This is a genomic window from Enterobacter sp. DC1 (assembly GCF_000568075.1).
GTDB classification, from domain to species: domain Bacteria; phylum Pseudomonadota; class Gammaproteobacteria; order Enterobacterales; family Enterobacteriaceae; genus Enterobacter; species Enterobacter asburiae.
In genome coordinates, this window is the sequence record NZ_AZUA01000001.1 from 210764 (window position 1) to 228388 (window position 17625).

The 17625-nt window shown below is 57.3% G+C and carries 15 protein-coding genes and 1 pseudogene; 13 read left to right on the plus strand and 3 right to left on the minus strand.

All coding sequences use genetic code 11. The annotated features are described in order from the left end of the window. Nucleotides 1-61 precede the first annotated feature (61 nt). From P346_RS20400 to P346_RS20350, 10 genes and pseudogenes are all read left to right on the plus strand, one after another. Complete coding sequence (locus tag P346_RS20400) at nt 62-1063, plus strand: LLM class flavin-dependent oxidoreductase (RefSeq protein WP_032656861.1); 1002 nt, start codon at nt 62-64, stop codon at nt 1061-1063. Beyond that, nucleotides 1060-2181: a M20 peptidase aminoacylase family protein gene (locus P346_RS20395; protein WP_032656863.1), complete on the plus strand. Its 1122-nt coding sequence runs from the start codon at nt 1060-1062 to the stop codon at nt 2179-2181. Before P346_RS20400 ends, P346_RS20395 begins: the two co-directional genes overlap by 4 nt. Before the next feature lie 16 nt (nt 2182-2197). Next, a pseudogene (locus P346_RS23535) lies at nt 2198-4461 on the plus strand (NtaA/DmoA family FMN-dependent monooxygenase). 9 nt (nt 4462-4470) lie between these two features. Further along, on the plus strand, nt 4471-4980 hold the full coding sequence (locus P346_RS20380) for a GNAT family N-acetyltransferase (RefSeq protein WP_032656866.1): 510 nt from the start codon (nt 4471-4473) through the stop codon (nt 4978-4980). A 9-nt stretch (nt 4981-4989) separates the two neighbouring features. After that, complete coding sequence (locus tag P346_RS20375; RefSeq protein WP_032656867.1) at nt 4990-5916, plus strand: amino acid ABC transporter permease; 927 nt, start codon at nt 4990-4992, stop codon at nt 5914-5916. Further along, the gene (locus tag P346_RS20370) at nt 5900-6673 is read left to right on the plus strand and encodes an amino acid ABC transporter ATP-binding protein (protein ID WP_023335851.1); all 774 of its coding nucleotides are present in this window, start codon (nt 5900-5902) and stop codon (nt 6671-6673) included. The genes P346_RS20375 and P346_RS20370 overlap by 17 nt, the downstream gene beginning before the upstream one ends. A gap of 9 nt (nt 6674-6682) precedes the next feature. Continuing rightward, nucleotides 6683-7570 (plus strand): transporter substrate-binding domain-containing protein, encoded by an 888-nt coding sequence (locus tag P346_RS20365; protein WP_032656868.1) that lies wholly within the window; start codon nt 6683-6685, stop codon nt 7568-7570. A gap of 166 nt (nt 7571-7736) precedes the next feature. Then, nucleotides 7737-8354: a glutathione S-transferase family protein gene (locus P346_RS20360; RefSeq protein ID WP_032656869.1), complete on the plus strand. Its 618-nt coding sequence runs from the start codon at nt 7737-7739 to the stop codon at nt 8352-8354. A gap of 37 nt (nt 8355-8391) precedes the next feature. Continuing rightward, nucleotides 8392-8622, plus strand: coding sequence for a tautomerase PptA (pptA, locus tag P346_RS20355; protein ID WP_023335848.1), 231 nt, complete (start codon nt 8392-8394; stop codon nt 8620-8622). A gap of 192 nt (nt 8623-8814) precedes the next feature. Further along, entirely contained in the window at nt 8815-9816 is a 1002-nt protein-coding gene (locus tag P346_RS20350; protein WP_032656870.1) for a Kdo(2)-lipid IV(A) acyltransferase, read from the plus strand. A 45-nt stretch (nt 9817-9861) separates the two neighbouring features. On the opposite strand, the gene P346_RS20345 is transcribed toward P346_RS20350, so the two are convergent. Both P346_RS20345 and P346_RS20340 read right to left on the minus strand, forming a co-directional pair. Continuing rightward, nucleotides 9862-11547 (minus strand): NAD-dependent malic enzyme, encoded by a 1686-nt coding sequence (locus tag P346_RS20345; RefSeq protein WP_032656871.1) that lies wholly within the window; start codon nt 11545-11547, stop codon nt 9862-9864. Nucleotides 11548-11579: 32 nt separating this feature from the next. Further along, the gene (locus tag P346_RS20340; RefSeq protein ID WP_032656872.1) at nt 11580-12527 is read right to left on the minus strand and encodes an AEC family transporter; all 948 of its coding nucleotides are present in this window, start codon (nt 12525-12527) and stop codon (nt 11580-11582) included. 404 nt (nt 12528-12931) lie between these two features. Here P346_RS20340 and P346_RS20335 point away from each other — a divergent pair, with 404 nt between their 5' ends. Both P346_RS20335 and P346_RS20330 read left to right on the plus strand, forming a co-directional pair. Next, entirely contained in the window at nt 12932-14263 is a 1332-nt protein-coding gene (locus P346_RS20335) for a 2-hydroxycarboxylate transporter family protein (RefSeq protein WP_032656873.1), read from the plus strand. A 121-nt stretch (nt 14264-14384) separates the two neighbouring features. Next, nucleotides 14385-15026, plus strand: coding sequence for a helix-turn-helix domain-containing protein (locus P346_RS20330; protein ID WP_032656874.1), 642 nt, complete (start codon nt 14385-14387; stop codon nt 15024-15026). Here the strand turns inward: P346_RS20330 and P346_RS20325 are convergent. After that, a complete protein-coding gene (locus P346_RS20325) occupies nt 15019-15318 on the minus strand; it encodes an ArsR/SmtB family transcription factor (RefSeq protein ID WP_032656876.1) in 300 nt (99 codons plus the stop codon). The genes P346_RS20330 and P346_RS20325 overlap by 8 nt on opposite strands. A gap of 160 nt (nt 15319-15478) precedes the next feature. Between P346_RS20325 and fusA the strand changes: the two genes are divergently transcribed. After that, nucleotides 15479-17578 (plus strand): elongation factor G, encoded by a 2100-nt coding sequence (gene fusA, locus P346_RS20320; RefSeq protein WP_032656878.1) that lies wholly within the window; start codon nt 15479-15481, stop codon nt 17576-17578. Nucleotides 17579-17625: the final 47 nt, after the last annotated feature.

Below are 17625 nucleotides of genomic sequence, written 5' to 3' on the forward strand. Positions count from 1 at the left end.
TTCTCAGTGGTGAAATGCGCCTTTAATAATGTCGACATGTTAAGTCAAACGAGAACGCAACATGTCATGGCGAATCAGCATTCTGGATAAAAGCCCCATCGCTGAAAACGAAACGGCTGCCGATGCGCTGGCGCGTACGCTGGCGCTGGCGCAGCAGGCAGAAAATCTGGGCTATCACCGCTTCTGGATTGCCGAACACCACAACACTCCCCACCTTGCCAGCCCCTCGCCGGAGCTGCTGATTGCCTGGATCCTCGGGCAGACAACGCGCATCCGCGTCGGATCCGGCGGCGTGATGCTCCAGCACTACAGCCCGTATAAAGTCGCCGAGAATTTCAACGTGCTGGCCGCGCTGGCGCCCGGTCGCGTGGACCTCGGCGTCGGGAAAGCCCCCGGCGGTTTACCGCTCTCAACCCGCGCGCTGCAGCAGGGCCTGAATCAAGAGGAAAAGGGCAGCTTCGCCGAACAGCTGGCCCAGCTCGATCGCTGGATCCGTCCTGAGCATCAGTCTCATGAAGAGGCCGTTCGCGCCACGCCGCTGCCGCCGCTGCCTGCAGAGGGTTTCCTGCTGGGCGCGAGTATCGATAGTGCGCTGCTGGCCGCCGGGCTCGGCTGGCACTTTGTGTTTGCCGCGCATCTGAACGGTGACCCTGACCTGCTGCGCGAGGTGGTCTCGACCTGGCGTAAGAACAGCGCGCGGGACGTGATTGTGGCGGTACAGGCGATTGTTGCGCCGACGCAGGCAGAGGCGGAAGCCCTGGCGCAGAAGGTCGAAGTGTGGGGCGTTGAGCTGGCAAACGGCCAGCGTGTCACCGTGGCCAGCGAAGAGCAGGCCTACGCCTTTGCGCGTCAGGCGGGCAGCGAGCCGGTGCGCATTGCACGTCGGGCGCAGTCGCTGCTGGCCGGGACGGCTGAGTCGGTGCTTGAACAGCTTAACGCCCTGCATGAAAAGTGGGGCATTGACGAATTTATCATCGACACGCCGGTAGCGGAGGGAGCAACGCGCGTCGCGTCGCTGCGCCTGCTTGCTGAGGCGCGTCTTAACAAGGAGGTCACCGTATGAGCTTTGGCGAACAGCTGATTGCCTGGCGTCGCGAGCTGCACCAGAACCCGGAGCTCTCCGGCCAGGAAGTGGAGACCACGACGCGCCTGCGCCAGTGGCTGACGAATGCCGGGATTACCCCGCAGCCTTATGACCTGTCTACCGGACTGGTGGCGGAAATCGGCTCGGGCAACAAACTGATTGCGCTGCGCGCGGATATCGACGCTCTGCCGATTGAAGAGCGCAGCGGCGTGCCGTTTAGCTCGCAGCGTGCAGGCGTAATGCATGCCTGCGGGCACGATATCCACACCAGCGTGATCCTCGGCGCCGCGTTGAAGCTGAAAGAGCGGGAAGCGTCGCTTAACGGCCGGGTGCGGATCCTGTTTCAGCCTGCCGAAGAGAACTTTGGCGGTGCGAAGAGCATGGTGCGGGCCGGTGCCCTGCGTGACGTCAGCGCCATCTTCGGCATGCATAACGAGCCCGGCCTGCCGGTCGGTGAGTTCGCTACCCGCGGCGGTCCGTTTTATGCCAACGTCGATCGCTTCGTGATCCGTATTACCGGTAAGGGCGCGCACGCCGCACGTCCGCACGAAGGCAACGACGCCATCGTGCTGGCGAGCCAGCTGGTAACGGCGCTGCAAAGCGTCGCCAGCCGCAACGTCAATACGCTGGATTCGGTGGTGCTGAGCGTGACGCGCATTGCGGGCGGTAACACCTGGAACGTGCTGCCGGAAAGCGTCGAGCTGGAAGGCACGCTGCGCACCCACCGCACGGAAGTGCAGCAAAATGTGAAAGCCCGCGTAGGCGAAATCGCCGCCGGGTTTGCCAGCGCCTTTAGCGCGCAGATTGATATCACCTGGTATGCCGGGCCCACCGCACTGGTGAACGACGAGCGCTGGGCCGATTTCGCCACCTCGGTCGCCAGAGATGCAGGCTACGAAACCCGGCACGCCGAGCTGCATATGGGCGGGGAAGATTTCGCGGTCTATCTGCAGCAGATCCCAGGGGCGTTTGTCAGCATCGGCAGCAACAGCCCGTACGGTTTACATCATCCGGCCTTCAATCCGGATGAAGCCCTAATTGAGCCCGCTGCCCGCTATTTTGCAGAGCTTGCGGAAAAAGCTCTGCAACACGTTTAATTCTTAAGAGGTGAATATGTCTGCACATCGTCAACTGCGGCTGGGGACCATTTTGCATGGTGCATCCGGAAATATGTCCGCCTGGCGTCACCCTGAGGCCGTCGCCGATGCCAGCATCAATTTTGATTTCGTCAAAGCGACGGCGTTAAAGGCGGAGGAGGGCAAACTCGATTTTTTATTCGTTGCCGACGGTCTCTATATCAACGAGAAATCGATCCCGCATTTTTTAAACCGCTTTGAACCGCTGACGGTGTTATCCGCTCTCGCCAGCATCACCTCGCGCCTGGGGCTGGTGGGAACCTTATCCACCTCCTACAGCGAGCCTTTCACCACGGCGCGCCAGTTCGCCAGCCTCGACCACCTGAGCAACGGTCGCGCGGGTTGGAACGTGGTGACTTCGCCGCTGGAAGGGTCAGCGAAGAACTTTTCCCGTGAAAAACACCCCGAGCATGCGCTGCGCTATCGCATTGCGGATGAGTATCTCGACGTGGTGAAAGGGCTGTGGGATTCCTGGGAAGGCGACGCCTTTGTGCGCAATAAAGAGAGCGGTCAGTTTTTTGACCCGGCAAAATTGCATGCCCTGGACCACCACGGTGATTTCTTCCAGGTCGCTGGCCCGCTGAATATTGGTCGAACGCCACAGGGACGACCTATTGTCTTTCAGGCGGGCGCGTCGGACGACGGGAAAAAGCTGGCGGCGAAACATGCCGACGCCATTTTTACCCATCACGAGACCCTCGACGAGGCGAAAGCGTTTTACCGCGACGTGAAACAGCAGCTGGAAAGTAACGGACGCCGCGCGTCAGATTTACATATTTTCCAGGGCGTCAGCGTGATTGTGGGTAAAGACGCCGACGACGTGGAAAACCAGTATCAAACCACGGCGGCGCTGGTGTCGATTAACGATGCCCTCAACTACCTCGGACGCTATTTCGAACATCACGATTTCAGCCAGTATCCGCTCGACGAGCCGTTCCCGGATATCGGCGACTTAGGCAAAAACAGCTTTCGCAGCACCACCGATGAAATCAAGCGTAACGCCCGCGAGCGCAGCTTAACCCTGCGTCAGGTAGCGCTGGAAGCCGCTTCGCCTCGCCCGCGCTTTTCCGGTACGCCGGAAGAGGTGGCCGACGGCCTGCAGGCCTGGTTTGAAGGCTATGCCGCAGACGGCTTCATCATTCAGGGTGGTACGCCGGACACCTTCCCGCGCTTTGTTGACCAGGTGGTGCCCGTTTTACAGGCGCGCGGCCTGTTCCGTACCGACTACCCGGGCACCACGCTGCGCGAAAGCCTGGGCTTAGACGAACCCAAAAACCAGTTCACACAACAATAAAAGAGAACACCGCTATGCAGAAAACATCGCTTATTCTGGCGCTCGCGCTGGCCTTTACCCCTGCCGTCTGGGCAGAGAATGTGAATATTAACGGCACCGGCGTGAGCATCGAGGCCAATAAAACGCCGGTTAATACCGTTAAAAACAATGATGCGGTGGCACAGCTGCCGAAAGATTATCGCTTCGCCGTGCCGGGGAAATTTACCGTGGCGGTGGCGGGCCTCAATCAACCGCCGCTGACGGTGTTTTCCGATGACAACAAAACGCTGCTGGGAAGTGAGGTGGACGTCGCCCGTCTGGTCGCTGACAGCCTGGGGCTGGAGCTGAACGTGGTGCCGACCTCCTGGGAAGACTGGCCGCTGGGCGTGGCCTCCGGGAAATATGACGCGGCCATCAGCAACATCACCGTCACCAAAGAGCGTAAAGAGAAGTTTGATTTCGCCACCTACCGCAAAGATTCCCTCGGGTTCTACGTGAAATCAACCAGCCCGATCAAGTCGCTGCAAAAGGCTGAGGACATCGCCGGGCTGCGGATTATCGTCGGCTCCGGCACCAACCAGGAGGCCATCCTGCTGGCCTGGAATGCCGAAAACCTCAAGAAGGGGCTGAAGCCCTTTACCCCGATCTACACCAAAGACGATGCGGCACAAACGCTGGCGCTGCAGTCCGGGCGCGCGGATGCCTACTTTGGCCCGAACGTGATTGGCGCCTGGAAAGCGGCGCTGAACGGGAAAACCAAACTGGTGGGTAGCGTCGACGGCGGCTGGCCGAAGGCGGCGCACATCGCGGTCACGCTGAAGAAAGGCAGCGGGCTGGTTGAGCCGGTGCAAACCGCGCTGAACGGCGTGATCAAAAACGGCGACTACGACAAAGTGCTGAACCGCTGGGGGGAAGGCGTTGAGCGTATTCCTCAGTCAGAAGTGAACCCGGCTGGCCTGGGCGATTAAGGAGGCGTGATGAGCGAACGATTTCGTGATGTTTCACCGGAAGACGCCGAGCTTCAGCCCATTATCGAAGGGCTGTTCGGTGAATATGCCGCCCGCTACGGGGACTACTTCTCCAAAGACGCGGAAGTTGAGCTTACAGAGTGGTATTTAGCGCCGCAGGGGCTGTTTATTGTACTTGAGCGCGACGGGAAGATTATCGCCACCGGCGCGTACAAACCTTTCGACGAACGCACCGCGGAAATCAAACGCATCTGGACGGACAAAACCCTGCGTCAGCAGGGGCTTGCCGGGCGCGTGGTGCAGGAGCTTGAGCGCAGGGCGGTGCTGGCAGGATATAGCCAAATCTACCTGACAACCGGCTTTCGCCAGCCGGAAGCGGTACGGCTCTATCTCAGCCAGGGCTATCAGGCGCAGTTCGATCTGAACCGCGATCCGGAAGAGTACAGCCAGCCGCCGTTTGACGGTCGGCTGCGCTTCACCAAAACGCTGGTACGCGAAGCGTTCAGTAAAACCGCATGAGGAACGACGATGAGCAACGTTGAAACCATTAAGGTGGTCCCGGCGCGTTATCCGCTGCGGGCCGTCGGCGCCGCGGTGGCGCTGTTTGTCCTGGCGGTCGTGATTCAGTCCGTGGCCTTTAACCCGCGATGGGAGTGGGCGGTGTTTGCCCGCTGGTTCTTTGACCCGGTGATCCTCGAAGGTGTCGGGCAGACCCTGCTGCTGACGCTGATCGGCACCGCGCTGAGCGTAGTGTTTGGCGGCATGCTGGCGCTGGCGAGACTGTCCTCGTCATGGCTTCTGAGCAGCCTGGCCTGGGGATACATCTGGCTGTTTCGATCGCTGCCGCTGATCGTGGTGCTGATCGTTCTCTACAACTTTTCCTATCTCTACGACACGCTCTCGCTCGGCGTGCCGTTCACCGGCATCACCTGGGGCAGCTTTGAAACCATCAACGTGCTGGGGCAGTTTTCTACCGCCGTGGTGGGGCTAACCCTGGTGCAGAGCGCCTATACCGCCGAGATCATTCGCGGCGGATTCCTCGGGGTCGATCACGGCCAGTATGAGGCCGCCGCTGCGCTCGGCCTGCCGGCCTGGCGACGCACGGTGCGCATCATTTTGCCTCAGGCGCTGCGCACCATTCTGCCGTCGGGGTTCAATGAAATCATAAGCCTCGCCAAGGGCACGGCGATGGTGTACGTCCTGGCGATGCCGGAACTGTTCTATACCATCCAGATGATCTACAACCGCACGCAGGAGGTGATCCCGCTGCTGATGGTCGGTGCCGCCTGGTACCTGGCGATCACCACCGTCCTGTCCGCTATTCAGTATGGCGTCGAACGCGGGCTTGCCCGCAGCGAACGCCGTTCTGCCGTTAACCAGAACCGTGCCGTCCGTCGCACCCGTTCTGTCACCACCACGCCAGCACAGGAGCCCGTCCATGCAAGCCTCTCCTGAAGGACATATTTCGATTACCGGCGTCAGCAAGTTTTTTGGCCGCCATAAGGCGCTCGACAACGTTTCGCTTGAGATCCCGCCCGGGTCCGTGACGGTCATCCTCGGGCCGTCCGGCTCCGGTAAATCGACGCTGCTGCGCACCATTAACCACCTGGAGCGCGTCGACGAAGGCTTTATCCAGATCGACGGGGACTACATTGGCTATCGTCGTCAGGGCGATAAGCTCTATGAGCTAAAGGAGAAGGAGATCCTCAAGCAGCGCGTCAACGTGGGCTACGTGTTCCAGAACTTCAATCTCTTTCCCCATCTCACGGTGCTGGAAAACCTGATTGAGGCGCCCATCGCGCATAAAAAGCTCAGCAAAAAAGAGGCGGTGGAAAGGGCGTACAGCCTGCTGGACGTGGTTGGGCTACGAGATAAAGCCGATGCCTGGTCACGCCATCTCTCCGGCGGTCAGCAGCAGCGTATTGCCATTGCCCGCGCGCTGGCGCTGCGTCCCCGCGTGATGCTGTTTGATGAGCCCACCTCGGCGCTCGATCCGGAGCTGGTGGGGGAAGTGTTAGACGTGATCAAGAAGCTGGCCCGGTCCGGCACCACTCTGGTGGTAGTGACCCACGAGATCGGCTTTGCCCGTGAAGTGGCGGATCAGGTGGTGTTTATGGTCGACGGAAAAATCGTCGAGCAGGGAAGCAGTGACGAGGTATTAAACCGTCCGTCACATGCGCGAACGCGCCAGTTCCTCTCCAAAGTCTTGTAAGGAGTGCCAATGAAATATGGACTTCTGGCGGGGCTGGTCTTCACGACGGCGAGCCACGCCAGCATTGATTTGAAAGCCAACGAGCAGCCGCTGCCGGTGACGGTGGATCGGCAGGCCGTGGCGAAGATCCCCGCCAATTACAAATTCGTGGAGCCGGGTACGCTGACGGTCGCCGTTTCGGCGCTGAATTCGCCGCCGCTGGCGCTGCTGGCCAGCGATAACCGTACGCGCATTGGCAGCGATCCGTATATCGCTCGCCTGCTGGCGGGCAGCCTGGGGCTAAAGCTGAAGCTGGTGCCGACGGCGTGGGAAGACTGGCCGCTGGGGATCGCTTCCGGGCGCTACGACGTGGCGCTGGTGAACATTGCGGTGACCGAACAGCGTAAAGAGAAGTTTGATTTTGCGACCTACCGCGTCGATTCGCTGGCGTTTTCGGTGAAATCCACCAGCGAGATCCAGTCAATCAAAAGCGCGGAAGATCTGGCCGGGAAAAAGGTGATTGTCGGCTCCGGTACGAATCAGGAGCGCATTCTGCTGGGCTGGAACGAAGAGAACAAAAAGGCGGGAAGGGCGCCTGCGCTGCCGGTCTATCTCCACGACGATGCCTCGGGCAATCTCTATATTCAGTCCGGCAGGGCGGATGTGTTCTTTGGCCCTCAGTCGGTTTCAGCCTACAAAGCGGCGCTCACGGGCAAAACCCGCGTCGTCGGTTTAGGGCCGAAAAAAGCCTATGTCGCGACCACCACCAAAAAAGGCAATGAGCTGGTGTACGCGCTGCAGGCCGCGCTGGACGGCGCGATTAAGCGCGGAGATTACCAGAAGGTGCTGGCGCGCTGGGGCGAGCAGGGGGAAGCGGTGGTGCAGTCGGAGGTCAACCCGCCAGGGATAACCTACTAATGGTGCTCTATACCCAAAATAATTCGAGTTGCAGGAAGGCGGCAAGGGAACGAATCCCCGGGAGCGTACATAAGTACGTGACTGGGGTGAGTGAGTGCAGCCAACGCACCTGCAACTTGAAGTATGACGGGTATACACTTAGGGTTTTCATCCCGGAGGAGGCAACATGATTAAACTCTATGGCGTACCCGGCTGGGGCTCGGCGATCGGTGAAGTGATGCTAACCCTGGCTGATATCCCTTATCAATTTATCAACGTGGACGGATTTGATCAGCCCGGCCCGCAGCGTGAGCTGCTGCAAAAGCTCAACCCGCTGTGTCAGGTCCCCACGCTGGAGCTGGAAAATGGCGCCATCATGACCGAAACGGCGGCAATTGCCCTGATGGTGCTCGACAGATGTCCCGATCTTGCGCCGCCCGTGGGGCAGGCCGAACGCCAGCAGTTTCAGCGCTTGCTGATCTGGTTTGTGGCCAACGTCTATCCCACGTTTACGTATGCGGACTATCCCGAGCGCTGGGTGCCGGACGCGCCGGAACAGCTGCAGAAAAACTGCATCGAATACCGGAAGTCCCTCTATTTGTGGTTCGAAACTCAGCTCAAGGCCGCCCCGTTTGCGTTGGGTGAACGGCTGACGCTGCTGGACGTGTATATCGCGGTGGCGCGAACCTGGGGGCCACGCCATGACTGGTTTGCGGCCAATACGCCGAAACTGACGGCCATCGCAGATACCGTATGCCAGCTGCCGGAACTGCACAAGGTGTTAAAGGCCAACGGTATTATCTGATAACGTGGAGCCCTGACTCACAACTGGAAGCCTGCATATGCCACACGTAGATATCAAATGTTTTCCCCGCGATTTGAACGACGAACAAAAAACCGCACTGGCCGAGGATATTGCTGAGGTCATTATTCGCCATTTCAACAGCAAAGACAGCTCGGTGTCCGTTGCGTTGAATCAGGTGAACCAGGAGGACTGGAAAGCGCAGGTCTGGGATACCGAAATAGGACCGAAGCTGGACGAATTAATCAAAAAGCCAGGCTATTCAATGTAAGCGCAACTGCCGGGGGGAACTCTTCTCCCCGGTTTTTCCCCGCCTCGTCTTCCCGCTTTTCGCAAAAATCGATAAAAATGCGTTTTATCTTATCCGTTACACTTTATGTTTCTGGCTGACAGCCCATCAATCCTTAGGAAAGATCTCAAACAGAATCAGTTAAGGACAGACACGTTAAAGGATAATTTTCTCATGACAAAATTACCCCGTTTTTCACTCGCCTTTCTTCACCCCCGTTACTGGCTAAGCTGGGCCGGCATTGCCGCGCTGTGGCTCATCATGCTGCTCCCTTATCCGCTGCTGTTCCGAATCGGCCACGGCCTCGGTCGACTGGCGATGCGCCTGCTTCCGCGCCGCGTTGAGATTGCCCGCCGTAACCTGGAGCTCTGTTTTCCGGAGATGAAAAAGGATGAACGCGAGTCACTGCTGCAGCGTAATTTTGAATCGGTAGGAATGGGGGTGATCGAAACCGGGATGGCATGGTTCTGGCCCGCGTGGCGGGTGAAGAAATGCTTTACCGTGCAGGGGTATGAGCACATGGAAAAGGCGCGGGCAAAGGGTAATGGAGTGGTGCTCGTTGGCATGCATTTTCTCACCCTTGAGCTTGGCGCGCGGATCTTTGGCATGCTTAACCCCGGTATTGGGGTGTATCGTCCCAACAATAATGCGCTGCTGGACTGGCTTCAGACGCGCGGACGCCTGCGCTCCAATAAAACCATGCTCGATCGTCATGATTTAAAGGGCATGATCCGTTCGCTGAAGCAGAATGAGATTTTGTGGTACGCCCCGGACCATGACTATGGCAAAACCAACAGCGTCTTTGTGCCGTTTTTTGCGGTGCCGGATGCCGCCACGACCGCTGGGAGCTATATGCTGGTCAAAAGCGCTAAGCCTGCCGTCATTCCTTTTGTGCCGCGCCGCAGGGCGGACGGCACCGGCTACGAGCTGATTATTCTGGAGGATATCAGCGAGGCGCTGCAGGGGGGAGATAAAGAATCTGTTGCGACGCAGATGAACAGGGCGATTGAGCAGGCGGTACGGATGGCGCCAGAACAGTATATGTGGCTGCACCGGCGCTTCAAAACGCGTCCTGAAGGTCAGCCTGACCGGTATGCCCGCCGCAAGAGCGTGGCACCACGGGCTGATATCCTGTCCGCCGCCGATCTTTCCGACCGGTCGGGCGTCCAGCACTGAGTCAGCGAGCCTGCCCTCACCGTGCAGTGAGGGCAGGCTCGAGGCTTACAGCGCAGACCTGCGGTACGGCGCATAGTCCGCCTGCCACCAGGTCTTCTCAATACGCGCCATCAGCGTCTCATCATCTATCGCCGGAGCCACGCCCTGTTCAATAGCGGCCCGGGCGACGGCGACGGCAATCTGGCGTGAAACCGTTTCAATCTGATCTACCGGCGGCAGCAGTCCGCCTTTTTCCGTGATGACCAGCGGAGACTGTGCGGCCAGGCTGCGGCTTGCTGCCATCAGCATCTCTTCCGTCACCCGGCGCGCGTTGCAGGCCAGCACGCCCAGCCCCAGGCCCGGGAAAATATAGGCGTTGTTACACTGGGCGATCTCGTAGTGTTCATTCTCCCAGAATACCGGGGCGAACGGGCTGCCGGTGGCCACCAGTGCGGCACCCTGAGTCCAGGCGATAAGATCCTGCGGCTGGGCTTCCGCCCGCGAGGTCGGGTTCGAGAGCGGCATGATGATCGGGCGCGGACAGTGGCGATGCATCTCTTTGACAATCTCTTCGCTGAACAGCCCCGGCTGGCCTGAAACGCCGATCATCACCGTAGGATGCGCGTTCTTCACCACGTCCAGCAGAGAAATATTCTTCGCGTCTACCTGCCAGCTGCAAACGGCGTCGCGCGCGGTAAGCAGGTTTTTCTGGAAATCGAGCAGGTTCGTCATGTCGTCGGTCAGCAGGCCGAAGCGGTCGACCATAAAGATCCGACTGCGCGCTTCGGACTCGCTCAGGCCGTCATCCACCATCAGCGCTACAATTTTTTCAGCTATCCCGCATCCGGCAGAACCGCTGCCCAGGAAGACCACGCGCTGGTCGCGAATGCGCGTGCCCGCCGCATGCGCCGCCGCCATCAGCGTACCGGCGGTGACGGCGGCCGTGCCTTGGATATCATCATTGAAGCAGCACAGCTGGTCGCGGTAGCGCTGGAGCAGCCTGGTGGCATTTTTCTGCGCGAAGTCTTCAAATTGCAGGAGCACATTGGGCCAGCGCGCTTTAACGGTGCTGACAAACATATCCATAAACTCAGCGTACTGGTCGTCGCTGATGCGCGGATGACGCCAGCCCATGTACATCGGGTCGTCGAGGTGCTGCTGATTATTGGTGCCGACATCCAGCATAATCGGCAGGGTAGAGGCCGGATGGATCCCGCCGCAGGCGGTATACAGCGACAGCTTGCCAATTGGTATGCCCATTCCGCCGATACCCTGATCGCCAAGCCCTAAAATACGTTCCCCGTCCGTCACCACAATCACGCGAACGTCGTTGCGCGAAAAGCTTTGCAGCATCTCATCAATACGATGGCGGTTAGGCCATGAAATAAACAGGCCGCGCGCGCGTCGATAAATCGTAGAGAAATGCTCGCAGGCTTCACCGACCGTCGGGGTATAGATAATCGGTAACGTCTCTTTCAGATGCGAACGCAAGAGGTTATAAAAGAGCGTTTCATTGGTGTCCTGGATATTACGCAGGTAAACATGACGCGAAATATCGCTTTTAAAATGACAGAACTGCACCCAGGCGCGCTCGGTTTGTTCTTCAATAGTTTCAACGTTGTGCGGCAATAGTCCATGGAGATTAAAATTGTCACGCTCTTCTTTAATAAATGCGAGCCCTTTATTTAGCAGCGGATTTTCCAGCAATACGGCCCCGTTATAGGGGGTGTACAGAACTTCTTTCCGGGACATGGTTAACTCCTGAATTTTTTATATAAAGCAGATTAAGAAATAAAATAGATCATAATGCCTTCGGTCACGACCCCGACGGCAGTGCCAATTAATATGGAAGAGGATGCGGTATCAATATAGGTATCGCTGCGTAAGGCAAACATCCCCGCGGCAATCGCGGAAGGTGTTGCGCCAATAATGACGACCTGCTGCAGTAAGGTATGGCTCAGGCCAAAGGCGACTCCTGCGGCGGCCATCATTGCCGGCTGAATAAGGTTTTTAATACTGATATTGGTAAACGTCTGCACGTTTAGTTTTGGACGTTCACCGTAAAACAGCAGGCCGAGGGCAAACAGGGACAGTCCGCCTGAAACCTTTCCCACCATCTCAATAGGCATGCTGAGAATAGAAGGGATTTGCACGCCGGCCAGACTGAGCAAGACGCCGGAGACCGGGATCCAGACGATAGGATTGCGTGCCGCTTTGATGAGGTTTTGCACGATCATCGCGCCCGGGTGCAGCGCCTCCAGGCCATCATGTCCGTTTTTATCACCCATACGAATCAGGACGATAGTCAGGGGGATCATGATAACGCTGGTAATAATGTTGCCGATCAGCACGCCGATAAATCCTTCCGGCCCAATCAATACCGCCAGGACCGGTGCGCCAAAGTAGGCCATATCCGGAAAAGCGCAAACCAGAGACTGAATGGCGCTGGTTTTGATATCGTGGCGAAAGATGTAGCGCGAAATAAATAACGTCAGTAAATACGACCCCATTAAACCGACAACCAAAACGGCCATAAAGGTCAGGTTCTTAATTTTATTGGGATCGGTATGCAATGCACCAATAAAAAGATGGAAAGGAAGGGCGAAACGAATCACCACGGTTGCCATGACGTTTGCATCTTCACGCCGGGAATATCCCAGCTTTCCACTTAGCCATCCAAGTAACATTATAAAGACGAGCGGAAACAGTGACTGTAATAGTAATGAAGGCATAGTATTTCCTGTAGGGTATTTTATGTGTTTTATTGCAGCGCTAATCTAGCGCTTAGAAAGCAGGGCAGGAGTGACAAGGGTCACACTCTCTCTGGTTTTATTAATTTCAAAAAGATTGCATTAGTTGGATAAGTAATACTTTCGTCAAATATTGATAAGACGCAAGAAAGCAACAATAGCTGTTATAACTAACTTTAGTTACTTAACGCTGAATTAAGTTATTTAAAGGCAAAGAGCCGAATCGTTCACATTTCTCCCGGTACACCCGTGATAATTTCACATTGAGCCTGTTTTTAGAAAAGGCCATCTAAATCTTTATTTATATTTAAGAACATTTATTCGTATCAGGAATAGTTTCAGTTATTCCTTTCTCTGTTTATCCGAACACAATTTCAGGTGATTATATGAAAGATAATCCTGTACCGACTTCTGAGCTGTCGACCTCGCGTTTTGCCTTTGGGCTCAACAATAGCGAGGTGGGCACGGTCCCGTTGATGCTGTTCGTCGGGATTGCCGCCATTGTGGCGACGTCCGCCTGGGCAGGGCTGCTGCCGAAAAATATGATTGGTGGACTCGCGGTTATCATGACCCTCGGTTTCGCGTTTGCCAAAGTGGGGCGTCAAATCCCGGTGCTGAAAGATATCGGCGGTCCGGCGATCCTGTGCCTGATGGTCCCCTCCGTGCTGGTCTATTTTGGCGTATTCGGGAAACATACCCTTGATACCGTGCATCTGCTGATGAAAGAGGCGAATCTGCTCTATTTCGTCATCGCCTGCCTGGTGGTCGGCAGCATTCTGGGGATGAACCGGGTGCTGCTGATCCAGGGGATGATGCGCATGTTTGTTCCGCTGGTGGCGGGGACATGCATGGCCGTGCTGAGCGGCCTCATTGTGGGCTCACTGTTTGGCTATACGCCTTACCACACCTTCTTCTTCATCATTGTGCCCATCATCGGCGGCGGGATTGGCGAGGGGATTTTGCCGCTGTCCCTGGCCTATTCGGCAATACTGGGGCAGACGCCGGACGTCTACGTTGCGCAGCTGGCACCCGCTGCGGTCGTCGGGAATATCTTCGCCATTATTTGTGCGGGCTCGCTGGCGCGTCTCGGCGCGAAACGTCCTGCGCTTTCGGGAAATGGCATGCTTACGCGGAGTAAAGACGACGCCAGCCTCTTTGCCGGGGCGCAAAGCACGCAGCAGACGGATTTTCATCTTATGGGGGGCGGATTGCTGATGGTGTGCGCGTTTTTCATCGTCGGCGGATTGTTTGAAAAACTGGTACACATTCCCGGCCCGGTGCTGATGATCCTGATTGCCGTTCTGTGTAAATACTTCAGGGTGATCCCGGCCTCAATGGAGCAGGGCGCGCACAGTTGCTATAAATTCGTCTCGGCTGCGCTGGTCTGGCCGCTGATGATCGGCCTCGGTATGTTATACGTGCCGCTTGAGAGCGTGGTGTCGGTCTTCTCGGTGGGATACGTGGTGGTATGCGGTTCGGTTGTGATTGCGATGGCGCTGAGCGGCTATTTAATCGCGTCGCGTCTGAATATGTATCCTGTGGAAGCGGCCATTGTGACCTGCTGCCACAGCGGGCTGGGCGGAACGGGGGACGTGGCCATTTTGTCTGCGTCTAACCGGATGTCGCTCATGCCGTTCGCGCAGATCGCCACCCGCATCGGCGGCGCGTCGACGGTGATTTTCGCCACGCTGCTGATGGGCTGGATTATGGCGCACTGATCCGATACGTCAGGATGCTGAATCGCAACGACATTTTCAGGGTGCCGCTGCGGTTCAGTCCTTTATAAAACTCACCGCGCTGTATAGAATTACCGCATCCACAGTGACGGGATACCACACGATGACCGGAAGAGTTGATTATCAGATTGAAAAATATCTCCTTACCGAAGCCGCCGAGCCGGAGCGCCTGACGCGCCAGTGGGCAGAGGTGATGGAGGAGTGTCGTGAGCAACAGTCCGGTGCAGAGGAGCGGCTGCGCCTCGCGTTGCTTAATGTGGATTACGTCACCAGCTTCGAGCTGCCCTTCAGGCTGCTTCTTACCCGTGCGCCCCAGCTGATAGACGTTGTCAGAAAAGAGCTTCAGCTCAGTCAGAAAAATGTTCTGTTTAACGGCAAGCGCTTTGGCTGCGTCTATAGCCTGAAAAGGGATCTCGACGGAATCCCTGACGAATTTACCTATCAGCTGAAAACGCGTATCCAGCGCAGCGATGCGACGGGGTGTAATGAATTACCTTACAGGCAAATTGCTCAGCAGGTTAAAGCCCCCCGCGAACGACTTAAGCTGGCGCTGGAAAATGGGTTAGCGGTAACGGCACTCGACGGGCTTTTCTGGTTCGGCATTCAGCGCATCGCGGCGGATGTACAGAGATTACGCAAGTCAGGGATGAGGATCGCGACGTCCGACGCCGAGGTGTTTGATACGCTCACCAAAACAACCCGGCGGATCCCGGTCTATCGCCTGGAAGGGACTGAAATTATCTAACCTGCAGCAGTATCGCCATCAGCCCCGGAAAGCGGGCATCCAGATCCTCTCTTCGCAACGAAATCATGTTTTCCCGCCCCTGCGGGCGCTGCCAGATCACGCCGCTGTCGCGCAGTACGCGCCAGTGATGGGTCATCGTGGACTTCACCACATCTTCCGGGCGCAACGCGTTACAGCTGAGTTCGCTGCCATCGGCCAGCCGGCGAATTATCGCAAGCCGGAGCGGGTTGCCGAGGGCAAACAGCACATTTTCCAGCAGTATTTGTTCAGTTTCAGGGTGGTTTGGGATCATCGTTTTCCTGCGTTTGGCGTCAGATTGAGCTATATCAACAATAGGTCAACCGTTAAAAAATAGTTCGATAATACTCGTACAATAGGACTATTATAGCAAACGAACGAATGCACGACCATCCTGGTCGTCACAGACAAGTCATAAGACTTAAGGAAATATCATGCCCCGACCCATCCCTCTCGAACGTTATCGCAACATCGGTATCTCCGCGCATATCGATGCCGGTAAAACCACCACCACTGAGCGCATCCTGTTTTATACCGGGATGAGCCACAAGCTGGGTGAAGTACACGATGGCGCGGCAACCACTGACTGGATGGCGCAGGAGCAAGAGCGCGGGATCACGATCACCTCTGCGGCCGTTAGCTGCTTCTGGCCTGGTATGGACAGAGGCTATGAGCCACACCGGATTAACATCATCGACACCCCGGGGCACGTGGATTTCACCATTGAGGTGGAACGTTCCATGCGCGTGCTCGACGGCGCCGTGATGGTGTATGACTCCGTGGGCGGCGTGCAGCCGCAGTCGGAAACCGTCTGGCGTCAGGCCAATAAATATCACGTTCCGCGACTGGCCTTCGTCAACAAAATGGACCGCCCGGGTGCCGATTTCTTCCGCGTCGTACGGATGATGCAGGAGCGCCTGAAGGCCAATCCGGTGCCGATTGTCATTCCGGTGGGTGCCGAAGATCATTTCACCGGCGTGGTGGACCTCATCAAGATGCGCACCATTCTGTGGGACGACGCGACGCAGGGCATGGTGTTTTCCTATGCTCCCGTGCCGGACGATTTGGCCAGTACCGCCCAGGAATGGCGGGAAAAAATGGTCTCTGCGGCGGCGGAAGCCAGCGATGAACTGATGGACAAATACCTGGAAACCGGCGACCTGACAGAAGCGGAAATTATCAAAGGGCTGCGTATTCGCACCATCTCGGGTGAAATTCAGCCGATGCTGTGCGGCAGCGCGTTCAAAAATAAAGGCGTGCAGCGCATGCTCGATGCGGTTATTGAGCTCATGCCGTCGCCGCTGGACGTGCCGGCCATTGATGGCGTGGATGAAAAAGGGCAGCACGCGGAGCGTCATCCGAGCGATGATGAGCCGTTCTCAGCCCTGGCGTTCAAGCTGATGAGCGACCCGTACGTCGGGCAACTGACCTTTATCCGCGTGTACTCTGGTGTGCTGCGCAAAGGCGACGCGGTGTACAACCCGGTGAAAGGGAAGAAAGAGCGTATCGGACGAATCGTGCTGATGCATGCCAACGATCGCCACGAGGTGGACGAACTGCGCGCCGGGGATATCGCGGCCTGCGTTGGGCTGAAAGATGTGACCACCGGCGACACGCTCACCGATCCGAACGCCGTCATCACGCTTGAACGTATGGAGTTCCCGGACCCGGTTATCTCGCTGGCGATCGAGCCGAAAACTAAAGGCGATCAGGAGAAAATGGGGATCGCGCTACAGCGTCTTGCGGCGGAAGACCCGTCTTTCCGCCTGCATACTGACGAAGAGTCCGGCCAGACCATTATCTCCGGGATGGGTGAACTACATCTTGAGATCATCGTCGACCGCATGAAGCGCGAGTTTGGCGTCGAGGCGAACATTGGCCGCCCACAGGTAACCTACCGTGAAACCCTGCGTAAAACGGTGAAGGATATCGAAGGCAAATTTGTCCGTCAGTCCGGCGGTAAAGGGCAGTACGGCCATGTGGTGCTGAGCCTGGAGCCGCTGGAGCCCGGAAGTGGCTTTAAATTTGAAGATGCCACCAAGGGCGGCGTGGTGCCGCGCGAGTATATCCCGTCCGTTGAGAAAGGGCTGCGGGAAGCGATGAACAGCGGCGTGCTGGCGGGCTATCCGGTCGTCGATGTCAAAGCGACGCTGACGTTTGGCTCGTATCACGACGTCGACTCCTCGGAGATGGCGTTCCGCATGGCGGCGATCCTCGGCTTCAAAGAGGGCGCCCGCAGGGCGGATCCGGTGATTCTCGAACCGATCATGCACGTGGAGGTGGAAACGCCGGAAGAGTACGCCGGTAACATTATGGGCGATCTCTCCTCCCGCCGCGGCATGGTGCAGGGGATGGCAGAGCAGTACGGAAGCCAGATTATTCGCGCTGACGTGCCGCTGGCAGAGATGTTTGGTTATGCCACGACATTGCGCTCGATGTCCCAGGGTCGCGCGACGTATACGATGGAGTTCCATCATTTTGCGGAAGCACCGCGGAATGTTGCGGATGAGATTATTTCACGACGTGCGAAGTAGTTAATTAATTGCACACGGTAGCCGCTGGGCTACCGTGTGCTTTTTCC

Excerpts from the sequence above, each read along its gene's own strand:
- P346_RS20400 (WP_032656861.1), top strand. The coding sequence starts at position 62 with ATGTCATGGCGAATCAGCATTCTGGATAAAAGCCCCATCGCTGAAAAC.
- P346_RS20395 (WP_032656863.1), top strand. The coding sequence starts at position 1,060 with ATGAGCTTTGGCGAACAGCTGATTGCCTGGCGTCGCGAGCTGCACCAG.
- P346_RS20380 (WP_032656866.1), top strand. The coding sequence starts at position 4,471 with ATGAGCGAACGATTTCGTGATGTTTCACCGGAAGACGCCGAGCTTCAG.
- P346_RS20375 (WP_032656867.1), top strand. The coding sequence starts at position 4,990 with ATGAGCAACGTTGAAACCATTAAGGTGGTCCCGGCGCGTTATCCGCTG.
- P346_RS20370 (WP_023335851.1), top strand. The coding sequence starts at position 5,900 with ATGCAAGCCTCTCCTGAAGGACATATTTCGATTACCGGCGTCAGCAAG.
- P346_RS20365 (WP_032656868.1), top strand. The coding sequence starts at position 6,683 with ATGAAATATGGACTTCTGGCGGGGCTGGTCTTCACGACGGCGAGCCAC.
- P346_RS20360 (WP_032656869.1), top strand. The coding sequence starts at position 7,737 with ATGATTAAACTCTATGGCGTACCCGGCTGGGGCTCGGCGATCGGTGAA.
- pptA (WP_023335848.1), top strand. The coding sequence starts at position 8,392 with ATGCCACACGTAGATATCAAATGTTTTCCCCGCGATTTGAACGACGAA.
- P346_RS20350 (WP_032656870.1), top strand. The coding sequence starts at position 8,815 with ATGACAAAATTACCCCGTTTTTCACTCGCCTTTCTTCACCCCCGTTAC.
- P346_RS20345 (WP_032656871.1), bottom strand. The coding sequence starts at position 11,547 with ATGTCCCGGAAAGAAGTTCTGTACACCCCCTATAACGGGGCCGTATTG.
- P346_RS20340 (WP_032656872.1), bottom strand. The coding sequence starts at position 12,527 with ATGCCTTCATTACTATTACAGTCACTGTTTCCGCTCGTCTTTATAATG.
- P346_RS20335 (WP_032656873.1), top strand. The coding sequence starts at position 12,932 with ATGAAAGATAATCCTGTACCGACTTCTGAGCTGTCGACCTCGCGTTTT.
- P346_RS20330 (WP_032656874.1), top strand. The coding sequence starts at position 14,385 with ATGACCGGAAGAGTTGATTATCAGATTGAAAAATATCTCCTTACCGAA.
- P346_RS20325 (WP_032656876.1), bottom strand. The coding sequence starts at position 15,318 with ATGATCCCAAACCACCCTGAAACTGAACAAATACTGCTGGAAAATGTG.
- fusA (WP_032656878.1), top strand. The coding sequence starts at position 15,479 with ATGCCCCGACCCATCCCTCTCGAACGTTATCGCAACATCGGTATCTCC.